We start from the raw sequence: 15,009 nt of genomic DNA, 5'->3' as shown, positions 1-15,009 counted from the left end.
CAGATGAGCACTTCGCAACCCGCACGCCAGCTGCTGCCCGGCCTGTTGGCCATTTCTTGCGCCTTGCCCGTATACGCCGCCGACAATGGCGGGTTCCTGGAGGACGCCAAGGCCAGCCTCAACCTGCGCAACTTCTACATCAACCGCAACTTCGTCGACCCGGCTCATCCGCAAGGCAAGGCTGAAGAATGGACCCAGAGCTTCATCCTCGATGCCCGCTCCGGTTTCACCCAGGGCACCGTCGGCTTCGGCATTGACGTGCTCGGCCTGTACTCGGTCAAGCTGGACGGCGGCAAAGGAACCACCAACACCCAGCTGCTGCCCGTGCATGACGACGGCCGCCCCGCCGACGACTTCGGCCGCCTGGGCGTGGCCTTGAAAGCCAAAGTCTCGGAGACCGAACTGAAAGTCGGCGAATGGATGCCGGTACTGCCGATCCTGCGCTCGGACGACGGTCGCTCGTTGCCGCAGACGTTCCGTGGTGGCCAGCTCACCTCGAAAGAGATCGAAGGCTTGACCCTGTATGCCGGCCAGTTCCGCGGCAACAGCCCGCGCAACGACGCCAGCATGGAAGACATGTCGCTCAATGGCCGCGCGGCCTTCACCTCCGACCGTTTCAACTTTGGCGGCGGTGAATACACCTTCAACGACAAGCGCACCATGATCGGCCTGTGGGACGCCCAGCTCAAGGACATCTACCGCCAGCAGTACCTCAACGTGGTGCACAGCCAGCCATTGGGCGAGTGGACGCTGGGGGCCAACCTGGGCTATTTCTGGGGCAAGGAAGATGGCGCCGAACGCGCAGGCCAGCTGGACAACAAGACCGCCTCGGCGATGCTGTCGGCACGCTACAAGGGCAACACCTTCTACGTCGGCCTGCAGAAAGTCAGCGGAGACAATGCCTGGCTACGGGTCAACGGCACCAGTGGCGGCACCTTGGCCAACGACAGCTACAACTCAAGCTTCGACAATGCCAAGGAGCGCTCCTGGCAGGTACGCCACGACTTCAATTTCGTCAGCGTCGGTATCCCCGGCCTGACCCTGATGAATCGCTACATCAAGGGCGACAATGTCACCGCCGGTGGCGTGACCGACGGCAAGGAATGGGCACGGGAAAGCGAGCTGGCCTATGTGATCCAGTCCGGCACCTTCAAGGATTTGTCGGTGAAATGGCGTAATTCCACCATGCGCCGGGATTTCAGTACCAACGCGTTCGATGAGAACCGCTTGATCGTGAGCTACCCGCTGAACCTTCTCTGAGCCTGCTGGCCTTTTCGCGGATAAATCCGCTCCTACAGGTACCGCACAGCTTCCGAAAACGGTGCGGTACCTGTAGGAGCGGATTCATCCGCGAAAGGCCAGCAGCCCTCACAAATAACCAGTAGGCATAAACAAATCAAAAAACCTTCTTTGACGACATAAGAAACAATCGCTTAAATCGAACCCTGTTCCACCGCAGAGCCTCGACATGGACCTTCGCCAACTGCGCTACTTCATCGCCCTCACCGAATACCGCAGTTTCGTCCGCGCCGCCGAAGCCATGGGCATCACCCAACCCGCTTTCAGCCGGGCCATCCAGAGCCTCGAACAAAATTTCGGCTGCCCTCTGGTCGACCGCGCCAGCAAAGCCCTGCACCCTACTCCCGAGGGCCTGGTGGTGCTGCAGCACGCCCGCCGCCTGGTGCAAGGCGCCAATCAGCTGAGCAATGAAGTGCTGCAGATGACCAAGCTCGACGCAGGTGAACTGCATTTCGGCAGTGGCCCGGCCCTGGCCGTACGCCTGGTCCCGCAAGCACTGCAGCATTTCATCGCCAGCCACCCCGGCATCCGCACGGCGCTGATGGTGGACAATGCCGAGCGCCTGGGCCAGGCCCTGCGCCGCGAACAGATCGAGTTCTTCGTCGACGACATCCGCCCCTTCGAAGCCGACCCCAACTTCCATACCGAACCGCTCACCCCGCGCCCCGGGCTGTTCTTCTGCCGCCCCGGCCACCCGCTGCTGGCCAAGGACAGCCTGTCGACCAACGACCTGTTCGCCTACCCCTTGGCCAGCGCCCTGCTCGCCCCCGGCGTGCGCAAGCGCCTGGCCAACCTCAGTGGGCGCAGCGACTTCATCCCGCACCTGCAGACCGAGCACCTGGCGGTATTGCGCAGCGTGGTGCTGGCCAGCGATGCCGTGGGCACGGCCAGTGAAGAGGCCGTGGCCGAGGACCTCGCCAGCGGGCGCCTGGTGCGCCTGCACTGGCGCAACCTGCCACCGGCACTGGAAGTGCTGAGCGTGAGGTGTGGCGTGGTCAGCCGCAGCGGCTACCGATTGTCACCGGCGGCACGGGCCATGATCGAGACCTTGGTGGGGCTGGATGCCCCCCCTGCGCGCTGCTGCCATTCGCTAAGCTGATGATGGTGGCGGTCACGCCTGTTCTCGGCTATATCGAGGCATCGGCCATCCAGGGAGGCACAACAATGAAAAACCTCGTCGAACACCTGAGCCAGTACGCCAACTATCACCGTGATCCGCGCAACATCGCGACCCACTTCGTCGGCATTCCGCTGATCGTGGTGGCTGTCACGGTCCTGCTGTCGCGCCCCGGCTGGGACGTTGCCGGTATCTGGCTGTCACCTGCCCTGCTCGCCGCAGCCGCTGCCGTGCGCTTCTACCTGCGCCTGGACCTGCGCTTCGGCCTGGTCATGGGCCTGCTGCTGGGCCTGTGCCTGTGGCTCGGCCAGGCACTGGCCACGCAAACCACCGGCCTGTGGCTCGGCGCCGGGCTGGGTGCGTTCGTGGTGGGCTGGATCATCCAGTTCGTCGGGCATCATTACGAAGGCCGCAAACCGGCATTCGTCGACGATATCAGCGGGCTGATCATCGGCCCGCTGTTCGTGGTGGCTGAAGCGGCATTCATGCTGGGCCTGTGCCCGGCTCTGAAACAGGCCGTGGAAGCCAATGCCGGGCCGGTGGCCGTGCGCGGGGTTTAACCCCGCGACTCTACGCCCAGCTCATCCCACACCGACTCGGCCAGGTGGAAGGTGGCATTGGCTGCCGGGATGCCGCAGTAGATCGCGCTTTGCATCAGCACTTCTTTGATCTCGTCGCGGGTCACGCCGTTGTTGGCTGCCGCGCGCAAGTGCAGCTTGAGCTCGTCGTTGCGGTTCATGCCGATCAGCATGGCGATGGTGATCAGGCTACGGGTGTGCCGCGGCAGGCCCGGGCGGGTCCAGATGTCACCCCAGGCATGCCGGGTGATCATTTCCTGGAATTCGCCGTTGAAGTCGTTGAGCTTCTCCAGGCTGCGGTCCACATGGGCATCGCCCAGCACCGCACGGCGAACCTGCATGCCAGCGTCGTAACGTTGTTTCTCATCCATGGCCAAATCCTCAGCGAGCCAGCAGGAAGTCGAGCACGCGGCGGCTGAATGCCTCACCGATCTCGACGTTGGACAGGTGCGCGGCCGGGAACTCGGCGTAGGTGGCACCGATGATGCCGGCTTGCAGGAAGCGGCCGTGCTCCGGCGTGGTGACGACGTCTTCGGTACCGGCGACGATCAGCGTCGCCACCTGGATGCGACCCAGTTGCTCGCGGAAGTCGGCGTCACGCACAGCCGCGCAGTTGGCGGCATAACCTTCTGGGCTGGTTTGCGCCAGCATCTGGCAGATGCGCTGGGCTTCTTGCGGCTGGTGTTCGGCAAATGCGGGGGTGAACCAGCGGGCGATGGAAGCATCGCGCAGGCCGACCATCGCTTGCTGGCCACCCTTGAGCACGGTGTCGATGCGGGTGTTCCACACCTCGTCGTTGGCGATCTTGGCTGCGGTGTTGCACAGGGTCAGGCTGTGCAGGCGCGCGCCTGCATGGATACCCAGCCACTGGCCGATCAGGCCGCCCATGGACAGGCCGACGAAGTGCGCGTGCTGGATGTCCAGCGCGTCGAGCAGCGCCAGTACATCCCGGCCCAGTTGCTCGATGCTGTACGGGCCCTCGGTGACCTGCGAAGCGCCGTGGCCACGGGTGTCGTAGCGCAGCACGCGGAAGTGTTCGCTCCACAGCGGGATCTGGCTGTCCCACATGCCAAGGTCGGTGCCCAGCGAGTTGGACAGGACCAGCACCGGAGCATCGGCCGGGCCGTCGAGTTGGTAGTTCAGTACGCCATCGGCCAGTTGCAAGTGCGCCACAGCGGTCTCCTTCAGGCAATCAAACGTTGATGTTCGGCCACGGCGCGCGCCACCCAGACGCGCGCCTGGCCGAGGTAATGGGCAGGGTCGAGCAAGCGGTCGAGTTCGTCCGCGCTCAGTTCGGCGCTGACCTGCGGCTCGTCACCCAGTACGGCGCGCAGATGACGCTGTTCGGCCACGGCCCGCTGGCAGCATTGCTCCAGCAAGTGATGGGCGCGGTCACGGCCCAGGCGCTGGGCAAGCACGATGCTGACCGCTTCGGCCAGCACCAGGCCCTGGGTCAGGTCGAGGTTGCGGCGCATGCGCTCGGCATCCACTTGCATGCCTTCGGCGATCACCTGGGCCTGGCGCAGGGCACCAGAGACCAGGCAGCAGATATCCGGCAAGGTTTCCCATTCGGCATGCCAAAGGCCGAGGCTGCGCTCATGCTCCTGGGGCATGGCGGCGAACAGCGTCGACAGCAGGCCCGGCACGCGGGTAGCGGCGCCGATCAGCACCGCCGCACCCACCGGGTTGCGCTTGTGCGGCATGGTCGAGGAGCCACCTTTGCCCGGTGCGGAAGGCTCGAACACCTCCCCGGCTTCAGTCTGCATCAACAGGCTGACATCACGGCCGAACTTGCCCAGGCTGCCGGCAACCAGGCCCAGTACCGAAGCGAACTCCACCAGCCGATCCCGCTGGGTGTGCCAAGGTTGCTCGGGCAAGCTCAGCTTGAGTTGTTCGGCCAGCGCTTCAGCCACCGGCATGGCCTTGCTACCCAGGGCCGCCAGGCTGCCCGAAGCACCGCCGAACTGCAGCACCAGCAGACGCGGGCGCAGTTCCTGCAGGCGCTGGCGATGGCGAGTCAAGGCCCCGAGCACACCCGCCAGCTTCATGCCCAGCGTCACAGGCGTGGCATGTTGCAGCCAGGTGCGCCCCACCAGTGGCGTGTCGGCATGCAGCAAGGCCTGGCGAGCCAGGGTCTCGGCCAGCTTGCCGAGATCGGCTTCGATCAGCTCCAGTGCAGCGCGCAACTGCAAGACCAGCCCGGTATCCATCGCATCCTGGCTGGTGGCGCCCAGGTGCACGTAGCGTTCGGCTTCGGGCACACCACTGGCGATCACCTTGCCTAGCGCCTTGACCAGCGGGATCGCCGAGTTGCCGGCAGTGGCGATGGCATCGGCCAGGGCCTGCACGTCATAGCGCTCGGCCTGGCAAGCTGCCTCGATGGCCGCCACGGCGCTGTGCGGTACCAACCCGGCGGCGGCCTCGGCACGCGCAAGCGCGGCTTCGAAATCGAGCATGCCCTGCAGCCGGCCACGGTCGGAGAACACATCGCGCATGGCCGGCGCGGTGAAGTAGGCGTCGAACAATTGGTTGCTCATGCAACGTCCTTAATCATCGTGGTGCAGGTACTCCGCCTGCTTGGGCAGGCGCAAGCTGAACAGGAAAGCGATTGCCATCATGGCCGTCACGTACCAGTAGAACGTGTTTTCCATGCCCATGGTCTTCAGGCCCAGGGCCACGTACTCGGCCGAGCCACCAAATGCCGCGTTGGCCACTGCATAAGCCAGGCCCACGCCCAGCGCACGGACCTGCGGCGGGAACATCTCGGCTTTCACCAGGCCACTGATCGAGGTGTAGAAACTGACGATGCACAGCGCCAGGGTGATCAGCACGAAGGCCATGAACGGACTGCTCACGGTCTTCAGCGCCATCAGCAGCGGTACGGTGAAGAGCGTGCCCAGCGCCCCGAACAGCAGCATCGAGTTACGCCGGCCGATGCGGTCGGAGAGCATGCCGAAGAACGGCTGCATCACCATGTACAGGAACAGCGCGCCGGTCATCACGAAACTGGCGGTCTTCGCCGGCATCCCGGCCGTGTTGACCAGGTATTTCTGCATGTAGGTGGTGAAGGTGTAGAAGATCAGCGAACCGCCGGCCGTATAACCCAGTACGGTGATGAACGCTGCGGTGTGGTGACGGAACAGCCCTTTGATGGTGCCGGCGTCCTTGTCCTGGCGGGTTTCGGCGCTGCTGGTCTCGTGCAGCGAGCGGCGCAGCATCAGCGAAATCAGCGCGGCGATGGCGCCAACCACGAACGGAATGCGCCAGCCCCAGGCGCGCAACTCTTCATCGCTGAGCAGTTGTTGCATGATCACGACCACCAGTACCGCCAACAACTGGCCACCGATCAAGGTCACATACTGGAACGACGCGAAGAAGCCGCGCTGGCCGCGCAGGGCCACTTCACTCATGTAGGTCGCGGTGGTGCCGTACTCGCCTCCCACCGACAGGCCTTGGATCAGCCGGGCGAGCAGCAGCAGCGCCGGTGCCCAGGCACCGATGCTCGAATAGGTCGGCAGGCAGGCGATCATCAGCGAGCCGAAGCACATCATCAGCACCGAGATCATCAGGGAATTCTTGCGGCCATGGCGGTCGGCCAGGCGGCCGAACAGCCAACCACCGATCGGGCGCATGAGGAAACCGGCAGCGAAGACACCGGCCGTGTTGAGCAACTGGACGGTGGGGTCGTCGGAGGGGAAGAACGATGCGGCGAAGTAGATCGCGCTGAAGGCATAGACGTAGAAGTCGAACCATTCAACCAGGTTGCCCGATGAGGCCCCGACGATAGCGAAAATGCGCTTGCTGCGCTCTTCACCGGTGTAATAGGTTGAGGTCATGGTGTGTTTACTCCTGAGGGGTCACAGGTAAGTCTAGACATACCCGGTAACACACTCGTTCAGCTTGCGGGCTGGCAATTGGCCTTGTGTCGAAAGTGCCGGCCTCTTCGCGGGTAAACCCGCTCCCGCAGAGGGAGGCGTGGTTCCCCTGTGGGAGCGGGTTTACCCGCGAAGAGGCCGGCACTGATCACACGCGCTCGATGGCCAACGCCAGGCCTTGGCCAACGCCCACACACATGGTCGCCAGGCCCTTGCGGCCGCCGCTCTTCTCCAGCTGGTGAAGTGCCGTCAGCACCAGGCGCGCACCGCTCATGCCCAGCGGGTGGCCGAGGGCGATGGCGCCGCCGTTGGGGTTCACCTGCGGTGCATCGTCGGCCACGCCCAGCTCACGCAATACCGCCAGGCCTTGGCTGGCAAACGCTTCGTTGAGCTCGATCACATCGAAATCACTGACCGCCACACCCAGGCGCTCGGTCAGCTTGCGCACCGCCGGCACCGGGCCGATGCCCATGACACGCGGCGCAACGCCGGCGCTGGCCATGCCCAGTACCCGGGCCCGTGGGGTCAGGCCGTGTTTCTTCACCGCCTCGGCCGACGCCAGGATCATTGCCGCAGCGCCATCGTTGACGCCCGAGGCATTGCCGGCGGTCACCGTCTTGTCCGGGCCGTTGACCGGCTTGAGCTTGGTCAGCGCTTCCAGCGTGGTTTCCGGGCGCAGGTGCTCGTCACGCTCGACGATGGTTTCACCCTTCTTGTGGGCGATACGCACCGGCACGATCTCTTCGGCGAAGAACCCGGCGGCCTGGGCCGCAGCCGCCTTCTGCTGGCTGCGCAGGGCGAAGGCGTCCTGGTCAGCGCGGGACACTTTGTAGTCGTCAGCCACGTTGTCGGCGGTTTCCGGCATGGCGTCGACGCCATACTGGCTTTTCATCAGCGGGTTGATGAAACGCCAGCCGATGGTGGTGTCTTCCAGCTTCATGTTGCGCGAGTAACCGCTTTCGGCCTTGCCCATGACGAACGGCGCACGCGACATCGACTCGACGCCGCCGGCAATCACCAACTCCATCTCGCCGCTGGCAATGGCACGGAAGGCAGTGCCGATGGCATCCATGCCCGAAGCGCACAGGCGGTTCAGGGTCACGCCCGGCACGCTCTCTGGCAGGCCGGCCAGCAACAGGGCCATGCGCGCGACGTTGCGGTTGTCTTCACCGGCCTGGTTGGCGCAGCCGAAGAACACTTCGTCGAGCTCGCCCCACTGTACCGACGGGTTGCGTTCGATCAGCGCCTTCAGCGGCACGGCCGCCAAGTCGTCGGCACGCACGCCGGCCAGGGCGCCGCCGAAGCGGCCAATCGGGGTGCGGATGGCGTCACAGATAAATACTTCACGCATCAGGCTTCTCCTGCCAGGGGTGCTACGTTGAGCCCAGATTAAGGAGACAAAGGGGTCGCTTACAATTCGATAATCGACTATATGTGCGATTATCGAACTAAATGTTGCTCTGCTATCCATCACCGCTTACGGGGCCGCAGTGCAGCCTCGCCGGATCAGGTCGCGTCGGCGTGGCTCACCAGCCCTTTGACGATCACCCCCACCGTCGCCAGCGCCGCCGGCACCAGCAAGGCGGTCAGGACCTGCTCGAAGTTCCAGCCCAGGCCCAACAGCGTTGCACCACTCCAGGCCCCAAGGATGGCGCCGAAGCGGCCGATACCCAGCATCCACGATACGCCTGTGGCGCGGCCTTGGGTCGGGTAGAAGCGTGCGGCAAGCGACGGCATGGCCGACTGCGCGCCGTTGACGCACATGCCAGCCACCAGCACCAGGGTCGCGAGCACGGTGATATTGCCCAGGCTCTGGCCCACGGCGTAGGCAAACACCCCGGCCAACAGGTAGAAGATGCCAATGACCTTGTGCGGGTTGAAGCGGTCCATGGCCCAGCCTACCGCTACAGCGCTGAGCACGCCGCCGAACTGGAACAGCGCACCGATGAACGCAGCCTGCTCCATGCTGGCGCCGCTGTCGCGCATAAGCGTCGGCAGCCAGCTGGTCAGCAGGTAGACGATCACCAGGCCCATGAAGTAGGTCAGCCACAGCAGGACCGTGCCCAGGCCATAAGTACCCGAGAAGATCACCGCAAACACGTTGCGCGCAGCCACGGCCTTCTGCTCCGGCACGCTGAAGCTGGCCGCCTGGGCCACCACCGCCGGCGCGATCGGCGCCAGGGTCTTGCGCACCTTGTCGTTACCGCGGTTGCGCACCACCAGGAATCGCGCCGACTCCGGCAACCAGACCATCAGCACCACGGCCAGCAGCAGCGGCAACACGCCACCGACCACCAGCAGACTGTGCCAGCCGTAGGCCGGGATCATCTTCGCCGAGATGAAGCCACCGCCGGCCATGCCCAGGTTGAAGCCGCAGAACATGCTGGTCACCAGCAGCGACTTGAGGCGCTCCGGGGTGTATTCGGACAAGAGCGTGGTGGCATTGGGCATCCCCGCCCCCAGCCCTAGGCCCGTGAGGAAGCGCAGCACCAGCAGCTGGTCAACGTTGCTGGCATAGGCCGAAGCCAGGCTGAAACCACCGAACACCAGCACCGCACCGACCAGCACGCCCTTGCGCCCGAAACGGTCGGCCAGCGGCCCGGAACCCAGGGCACCGAAGACCATGCCGATCAATGCGGCACTCATTACCGGGCCGAGGCTGGCACGGTCGATCCCCCACTCTTGCGACAGGGCTGGCGCGATGAAGCCCATTGCAGCCGTGTCGAGGCCATCGAGGAAGACAATCAAAAAGCAGAGGATCACCACCCGCCACTGATAGCGCGACAGCGGTTGTTCATTGATGAAGGACTGAACGTCGAGAGTGTTCCCGACAGACTGTGGTTGGTTCATTGTTGTTATCCAGAAAGGGGGCACGGTCCGGCCACTGCACCAGGGTCAACAGTACAGGGCTTGATAGCGATGAAATGCGGCCTGAGTCAGCCTGGATACAACGGTACTGCGAACGGGTGCGGCCGCGGCAGTCGAGTGACAGTGGTCATGGGATGCGCCTCTTATGTTTTTCTTGTATCGGTCGGCTGAGCCGACCGTTGCGAGAGACATTAATCAGCGATCGGAGGAGGCGCAATTGACCCGGAGCGACACTGTGCGTTTATCGAACAGGAAACAGTGTCGCCAATGGCATCAGCCGAACAACTGATGACAAAGATCGCGGCTGGCCGCCAACAGGATCGGCAGGAAGCGTTGCTCCAGTTCACTGCGCGTCACCCGCCCGACGTGAGTGCTCACGTTCAGCGCCGCCAGCACCTGCCCGGACGCATCATAGATAGGCACGGCGATCGAGCGCAGCCCTTGTTCCAGTTCCTGGTCGACCACGCACCAACCCTGTTCCCGCACTTGCTGAATGCAGGCGAACAATGACTCCGGGTCATTCAGGGTACGACTGGTGCGCGCCTTGAGGTCGGCGCGGTCGAGGTATTCGCGCAGGCTGGTGTCGTCCATCGCCGCCAGCAGGATACGGCCCATGGACGTGCAATAGGCCGGCAACCGCCCGCCGACCGACAGGTCGACCGAAATCAGCCGCTCCACCGTAGCCGAGCGGGCTATATACAGGATGTCGTCGCCTTCGAGGGTTGCCATGTTGGCAGCCTCGTGCAACTGGTCGCTGATGCGGTCCAGGTATGGCTGGGCCGACACCGCCAGCGGTGTTGACGACAAGTAGGCGTGGCCCAGGGTCAACACTTTCGGCAACAGCGAATAGGTACGCCCATCGGTGGTGGCGTAACCCAGCTTGATCAACGTGTGCAGGCAGCGGCGCACGGCAGCCCTGGGGATTTCCGTGCGATGGCTGATCTGGGCGATGGTCAGGTGGCGCTTACGCTCCTGGAAGGCCTGGATCACCGCCAGGCCACGCGCCAGGGAGGTCATGAAATCAGGGTCACCGGTAAACGCCTGGATACGCTTGGCCGGCGAAGCCACGATCGGCGGTGCCAGCGCAGGTGCGCTCGGGCGGGCCGCTTCTGGGCTGGCAGTTTCGTTGGCCGTGGTTTCGTCGTTCATCGCTCACCTCAAATAAATCGCTGGCTCGTGCGATTATCGAACGAACGGCCGATAATCGCAATTGACCGCCGACAAATTTACTTATACCTTTCTCCTGCCACATGTGGCTTCTTTGGAGAGACTGGTCAGGTACCCACCGTAGAAGTCCCCAGGCAACGGCCTCGCCTCGTGCGGGGCCGTTTTATTTCTGCTTTTGGTTTAAAAAAAACAGTGAACTGCTGCAGGTATTGTTTGCTCAAAGTTTGTACGAACCGCCAAGGTTATTGAAACTTTGCACGCCATTGCATAAACAGCCCCTGTTTGACGATTTACTGATTGCTATAATCGATTCCGCTGGCCCGGATCGACACGCTGCCATGCAACCCTGGCCCGGTTTCGTTCGCCCACCAGCACGTCGCATGTATGGACAATTCGTCCTGTGCACAACACCCACCCACGACTACTCATTCAGGTATTACTGTGACGAAAGATGAACTGCGCGCAGAACTCGAGCGCCAGGCAGAACGTTACAAGGAAGTTTACGGTGGTGAAGTCACCACCTATGCCGCGCAACCGGAACCGGAACGCAAGCCGTGGCGCAAACGTGCCACTGTCCAGGACCAGGCGTTCAGCCAGGAACTGGAAAAAATGGAAAAGGAACTGCGCAGCGAGCAATCCTGATCTGCCCGCTGCACGGCCATCACGTCGCGGGCGCAGCGCCCTCGACGCGGCTTATCTTTACTGAAAAGCCGAGGATGAAATGGAATCACACAAATTTCATACAACCGTTTTAAGCCTGGTCGCTGCGGAATTTTCGCAGACTTTTGACGTTTTTCTGCCTTTTTCTCGTTTTTTTGTGGCATTTATTTCGCCAGATCTCGCCGCCTGCCAGGCTGAGAGGGCACTCACAACGCTGCCATCGGTCAGCAGTGGGTGCATCGATTGCCAAGGTTTTCTGGCATAATCCCGCCCCCCTATGACCGCCAGACAACCTTCATGATCGATTTATTCAGCGGACTGGATGCCTGGGTATTGGTGAGCCTGCTGCTCGCCCTGACCTTCGTGCTCGCATTCGAGTTCATCAATGGCTTTCATGACACCGCCAACGCGGTAGCCACCGTCATCTATACCAAAGCCATGCCACCTCACCTGGCCGTGTTCTTCTCCGGGGTGTTCAACTTCCTCGGCGTTCTGCTCGGTGGTGTCGGGGTGGCCTATGCCATCGTGCACCTGCTGCCGGTCGAGCTGCTGATCAATGTGAATACCGGGCATGGCCTGGCCATGGTCTTCTCGTTGCTGGCCGCCGCCATCACCTGGAACCTCGGGACCTGGTACTTCGGCATCCCCGCCTCCAGCTCGCACACCCTGATCGGCTCGATCCTCGGGGTGGGCCTGGCCAATGCACTGATCAACGACATCCCGCTGGGCGATGGCGTCAACTGGCAGAAGGCGATCGACATCGCCATGTCGCTGGTGGTCTCGCCGATCGCCGGCTTCGCTGTCGCAGCCCTGGTGCTCATCGGCCTGAAATGGTGGCGCCCGCTGTCGAAGATGCATAAGACGCCTGAACAGCGGCGCAAGCTCGACGACAAGAAGCACCCACCGTTCTGGAACCGCCTGGTCCTGGTGATTTCGGCCATGGGCGTAAGCTTTGTGCACGGCTCCAACGATGGCCAGAAAGGCATCGGCCTGATCATGCTGGTGCTGATCGGTATCGTTCCGGCCAAGTTCGTCCTCGACCTGAACAGCACTACCTACCAGATCGAGCGCACCCGCGACGCCACCTTGCACATGAGCCAGTTCTACCAGCGCAACGCCGCCACCCTCGGCGAGTTCCTGGCACTGGGCAAGGCCAAGTCGACCGACTTGCCGGAGCAGTTCAGCTGCAACCCGCAACAGACCGAACCGACCATTGCCGCCCTGCAGTCGTCGCTGCAAGGCGTGACCGACTACCATGCGCTGGATGCCGAGAAGCGTGTTGAAGTGCGCCGCTATTTGCTGTGCCTGGACGACACTGCGAAGAAAGTCGGCAAGCTGCCTGGCCTGGAAGCCCGTGAAAAGGCCGACCTCGAGAAGCTGCGCAAGGACCTGACCGCCACCACCGAATACGCCCCGTTCTGGGTGATCGTGGCCGTTGCCCTGGCCCTGGGCCTGGGCACCATGGTCGGCTGGAAGCGTGTGGTACTGACCGTCGGCGAAAAGATCGGCAAGCAGGGCATGACCTATGCCCAGGGCATGTCGGCCCAGATCACCGCAGCCTGCGCCATCGGCATGGCCAACGTGTTCGCCCTGCCGGTGTCGACCACCCATGTACTCTCGTCCGGCGTTGCCGGCACCATGGTCGCCAACAAGAGCGGCCTGCAGGGTGGCACCGTGAAGACCATCCTGCTGGCCTGGGTCCTGACCCTGCCGGCCTCGATGGGCCTGGCGGCCGGGCTGTTCTGGTTAGCCTCCAAGGCACTGGCCTGAGTGATCCTGCTGTACTGAAAAAGGCCCAGTGGGAGCGGCCTTGTGTCGCGAAAGGGCCGCTAAGCGGCCCCAGCAATTTGTGCTGTAGCATAGATCCTGGGGCCGCTGCGCAGCCCTTTCGCGACGCAAGGCCGCTCCCACAAAAGCCGCGCTGCCTTCACTTCTTCTTGCCCCCCAGCAACGACCCCATCAACCCGCGCACCAACTGCCGCCCCAACTGGTTGGCCGCCTGGCGCACCGCCGACTTGATCGCCTGCCCCGCCGCACTCTGCAAAAAGTCCCCTGCCTTGTCGGCGAAACTCTCTTCATCCGCTTTCGGCACCGGCACCGGCTCCACCGCTTCACCTTTGCGCTGAGTCAGCATTTCATAGGCCGACTCCCGATCGATCGCTTTGTCATAGCGCCCCAACAAGGGGGAAGCCGCAATCAACGCACTGCGCTCCAGCCCACTCAACGGCCCGATCCGCGATTGCGGTGGCGCGATCAGCACCCGCTGGACCATCGCCGGCGTGCCCTTGTCTTCCAGGGTGCCCACCAATGCCTCGCCAATCCCGAGTTCGGTCAGCACCGTCAGGCTGTCGAACGCCGGGTTGGGGCGAAAGCCATCAGCCACGGCCCTGAGTGACTTCTGCTCCTTGGCGGTAAAGGCGCGCAAGCCGTGCTGGATACGCAAACCCAGCTGGGCCAGGACACTGTCGGGCAAGTCCCCCGGCGACTGAGTGACGAAATACACGCCAACGCCCTTGGAGCGGATCAACCGCACCACTTGCTCCAGACGGTCCTGCAGCGCCTTCGGCGTGCCATTGAACAACAGGTGGGCCTCGTCGAAGAACAGCGCCAGTACCGGCTTGTCGGCATCACCGCGTTCCGGCAACTGCTCGAACAACTCGGCCAGCAGCCACAGCAGGAAGGTCGCGTACACCTTCGGCGCCTCATGCACCAGCCGGCTGGCGTCGAGCAGGTGGATACGCCCGCGGCCATCGGCATCCGGCCGCAACAGGTCCTCCAGTTGCAGCGCCGGTTCGCCAAACAGCGCCTCGGCCCCTTGCTGCTCCAGCGTTGCCAGCCGGCGCAGCAAGGCCTGAGTCGAGCCAGTGGTCATCAACGCACTGTCTTCGCCGAGCAGTTGCGGATTGTCCTTCAGGTGCGCCAACAAGGCCTTGAGGTCTTTCAGGTCGAGCAGCAGCAAGCCTTCGCGATCCGCCACCTTGAATGCCGCATACAGGGCGGCCTGCTGGCTGTCGGTCAACTCCAGCAGGTTGCCAAGCAGCAGCGGGCCCATTTCGCTGAGCGTGGTCCGCAACGGGTGGCCGGACTGCCCCGCCACATCCCAGAGCGTTAACGGATACGCTTTGGGGGTATGCCCAAGCCAAGGCATGCCAGCGATCCGCTCGGCCACTTTGCCTTGTGGCGCGCCTGCAGCACCCAGGCCGCACAGGTCGCCTTTGACGTCTGCCGCGAACACCGCCACCCCGGCATCGCTGAACACCTCCGCCAGGTGCTGGAGCGTCACGGTTTTGCCAGTACCCGTAGCACCGGCGACCAGGCCATGGCGATTGGCCAGGCGCATGGCTTGCTGGACTGGCTGACCGCTTGGGTCAGCACCTACAACTATGGTCGAAGTATCCGACATCTCTCTCATCCCCCGCTCAAGCTTTGGCTTAATTCGGCCGAT

General features: G+C 63.3%; 13 protein-coding genes. 5 read left to right on the top strand and 8 right to left on the bottom strand.

The annotated features are described in order from the left end of the window. Nucleotides 1-3: 3 nt before the first annotated feature. The 3 genes from HU738_RS14490 to HU738_RS14480 all read left to right on the top strand — a co-directional run bounded on the left by HU738_RS14490 (nt 4) and on the right by HU738_RS14480 (nt 2,976). Nucleotides 4-1,260 carry an OprD family porin gene (locus HU738_RS14490; RefSeq protein WP_176505951.1) on the top strand — a complete coding sequence of 419 codons (1,257 nt, stop codon included), beginning with the start codon at nt 4-6 and terminating at the stop codon, nt 1,258-1,260. Nucleotides 1,261-1,468: 208 nt separating this feature from the next. Then, a complete protein-coding gene (locus tag HU738_RS14485; RefSeq protein WP_186601302.1) occupies nt 1,469-2,398 on the top strand; it encodes a LysR family transcriptional regulator in 930 nt (309 codons plus the stop codon). A 65-nt stretch (nt 2,399-2,463) separates the two neighbouring features. Continuing rightward, a complete protein-coding gene (locus tag HU738_RS14480) occupies nt 2,464-2,976 on the top strand; it encodes an Mpo1 family 2-hydroxy fatty acid dioxygenase (protein ID WP_054885050.1) in 513 nt (170 codons plus the stop codon). Here the strand turns inward: HU738_RS14480 and pcaC are convergent. The 7 genes from pcaC to pcaR form a co-directional block, all read right to left on the bottom strand. Continuing rightward, nucleotides 2,973-3,365, bottom strand: a complete 393-nt coding sequence (pcaC, locus tag HU738_RS14475; RefSeq protein WP_028635111.1) for a 4-carboxymuconolactone decarboxylase — start codon at nt 3,363-3,365, stop codon at nt 2,973-2,975. The two genes, HU738_RS14480 and pcaC, sit on opposite strands and share 4 nt — an antisense overlap. 10 nt (nt 3,366-3,375) lie before the next feature. Further along, a complete protein-coding gene (gene pcaD / locus HU738_RS14470; RefSeq protein ID WP_176505948.1) occupies nt 3,376-4,167 on the bottom strand; it encodes a 3-oxoadipate enol-lactonase in 792 nt (263 codons plus the stop codon). Between the two features lie 11 nt (nt 4,168-4,178). After that, nucleotides 4,179-5,531 carry a 3-carboxy-cis,cis-muconate cycloisomerase gene (locus HU738_RS14465; protein WP_176505947.1) on the bottom strand — a complete coding sequence of 451 codons (1,353 nt, stop codon included), beginning with the start codon at nt 5,529-5,531 and terminating at the stop codon, nt 4,179-4,181. 9 nt (nt 5,532-5,540) lie between these two features. Beyond that, on the bottom strand, nt 5,541-6,830 hold the full coding sequence (locus HU738_RS14460) for an MFS family transporter (protein WP_176505946.1): 1,290 nt from the start codon (nt 6,828-6,830) through the stop codon (nt 5,541-5,543). Nucleotides 6,831-7,017: 187 nt separating this feature from the next. Next, the gene (gene pcaF / locus HU738_RS14455; protein WP_176506044.1) at nt 7,018-8,223 is read right to left on the bottom strand and encodes a 3-oxoadipyl-CoA thiolase; all 1,206 of its coding nucleotides are present in this window, start codon (nt 8,221-8,223) and stop codon (nt 7,018-7,020) included. 152 nt (nt 8,224-8,375) lie between these two features. Then, nucleotides 8,376-9,719 (bottom strand): 4-hydroxybenzoate transporter PcaK, encoded by a 1,344-nt coding sequence (pcaK, locus tag HU738_RS14450; RefSeq protein ID WP_186601301.1) that lies wholly within the window; start codon nt 9,717-9,719, stop codon nt 8,376-8,378. A gap of 291 nt (nt 9,720-10,010) precedes the next feature. Then, nucleotides 10,011-10,886, bottom strand: a complete 876-nt coding sequence (gene pcaR / locus HU738_RS14445; protein ID WP_176505944.1) for a pca regulon transcriptional regulator PcaR — start codon at nt 10,884-10,886, stop codon at nt 10,011-10,013. A 459-nt stretch (nt 10,887-11,345) separates the two neighbouring features. Between pcaR and HU738_RS14440 the strand changes: the two genes are divergently transcribed. Together HU738_RS14440 and HU738_RS14435 are read left to right on the top strand one after the other, a co-directional pair. Then, nucleotides 11,346-11,546 (top strand): hypothetical protein, encoded by a 201-nt coding sequence (locus HU738_RS14440; RefSeq protein WP_186601300.1) that lies wholly within the window; start codon nt 11,346-11,348, stop codon nt 11,544-11,546. 315 nt (nt 11,547-11,861) lie between these two features. Next, nucleotides 11,862-13,334 carry an inorganic phosphate transporter gene (locus HU738_RS14435; RefSeq protein WP_027917931.1) on the top strand — a complete coding sequence of 491 codons (1,473 nt, stop codon included), beginning with the start codon at nt 11,862-11,864 and terminating at the stop codon, nt 13,332-13,334. Nucleotides 13,335-13,491: 157 nt separating this feature from the next. On the opposite strand, the gene HU738_RS14430 is transcribed toward HU738_RS14435, so the two are convergent. Then, the gene (locus tag HU738_RS14430) at nt 13,492-14,967 is read right to left on the bottom strand and encodes a helicase HerA-like domain-containing protein (RefSeq protein ID WP_186601299.1); all 1,476 of its coding nucleotides are present in this window, start codon (nt 14,965-14,967) and stop codon (nt 13,492-13,494) included. Between the last annotated feature and the right edge of the window lie 42 nt (nt 14,968-15,009).

Source organism: Pseudomonas vlassakiae (assembly GCF_014269035.2).
Lineage (GTDB): Bacteria > Pseudomonadota > Gammaproteobacteria > Pseudomonadales > Pseudomonadaceae > Aquipseudomonas > Aquipseudomonas vlassakiae.
The sequence above is the reverse complement of the archived record's forward strand: the minus strand, read 5'-3'. Positions and strand labels throughout refer to the sequence as shown.

Bases quoted from the DNA above. Each gene is read 5' to 3' on its own strand.
- HU738_RS14490 (WP_176505951.1), top strand. From the start codon at position 4: ATGAGCACTTCGCAACCCGCACGCCAGCTGCTGCCCGGCCTGTTGGCC.
- HU738_RS14485 (WP_186601302.1), top strand. From the start codon at position 1,469: ATGGACCTTCGCCAACTGCGCTACTTCATCGCCCTCACCGAATACCGC.
- HU738_RS14480 (WP_054885050.1), top strand. From the start codon at position 2,464: ATGAAAAACCTCGTCGAACACCTGAGCCAGTACGCCAACTATCACCGT.
- pcaC (WP_028635111.1), bottom strand. From the start codon at position 3,365: ATGGATGAGAAACAACGTTACGACGCTGGCATGCAGGTTCGCCGTGCG.
- HU738_RS14465 (WP_176505947.1), bottom strand. From the start codon at position 5,531: ATGAGCAACCAATTGTTCGACGCCTACTTCACCGCGCCGGCCATGCGC.
- HU738_RS14460 (WP_176505946.1), bottom strand. From the start codon at position 6,830: ATGACCTCAACCTATTACACCGGTGAAGAGCGCAGCAAGCGCATTTTC.
- pcaK (WP_186601301.1), bottom strand. From the start codon at position 9,719: ATGAACCAACCACAGTCTGTCGGGAACACTCTCGACGTTCAGTCCTTC.
- pcaR (WP_176505944.1), bottom strand. From the start codon at position 10,886: ATGAACGACGAAACCACGGCCAACGAAACTGCCAGCCCAGAAGCGGCC.
- HU738_RS14435 (WP_027917931.1), top strand. From the start codon at position 11,862: ATGATCGATTTATTCAGCGGACTGGATGCCTGGGTATTGGTGAGCCTG.
- HU738_RS14430 (WP_186601299.1), bottom strand. From the start codon at position 14,967: ATGTCGGATACTTCGACCATAGTTGTAGGTGCTGACCCAAGCGGTCAG.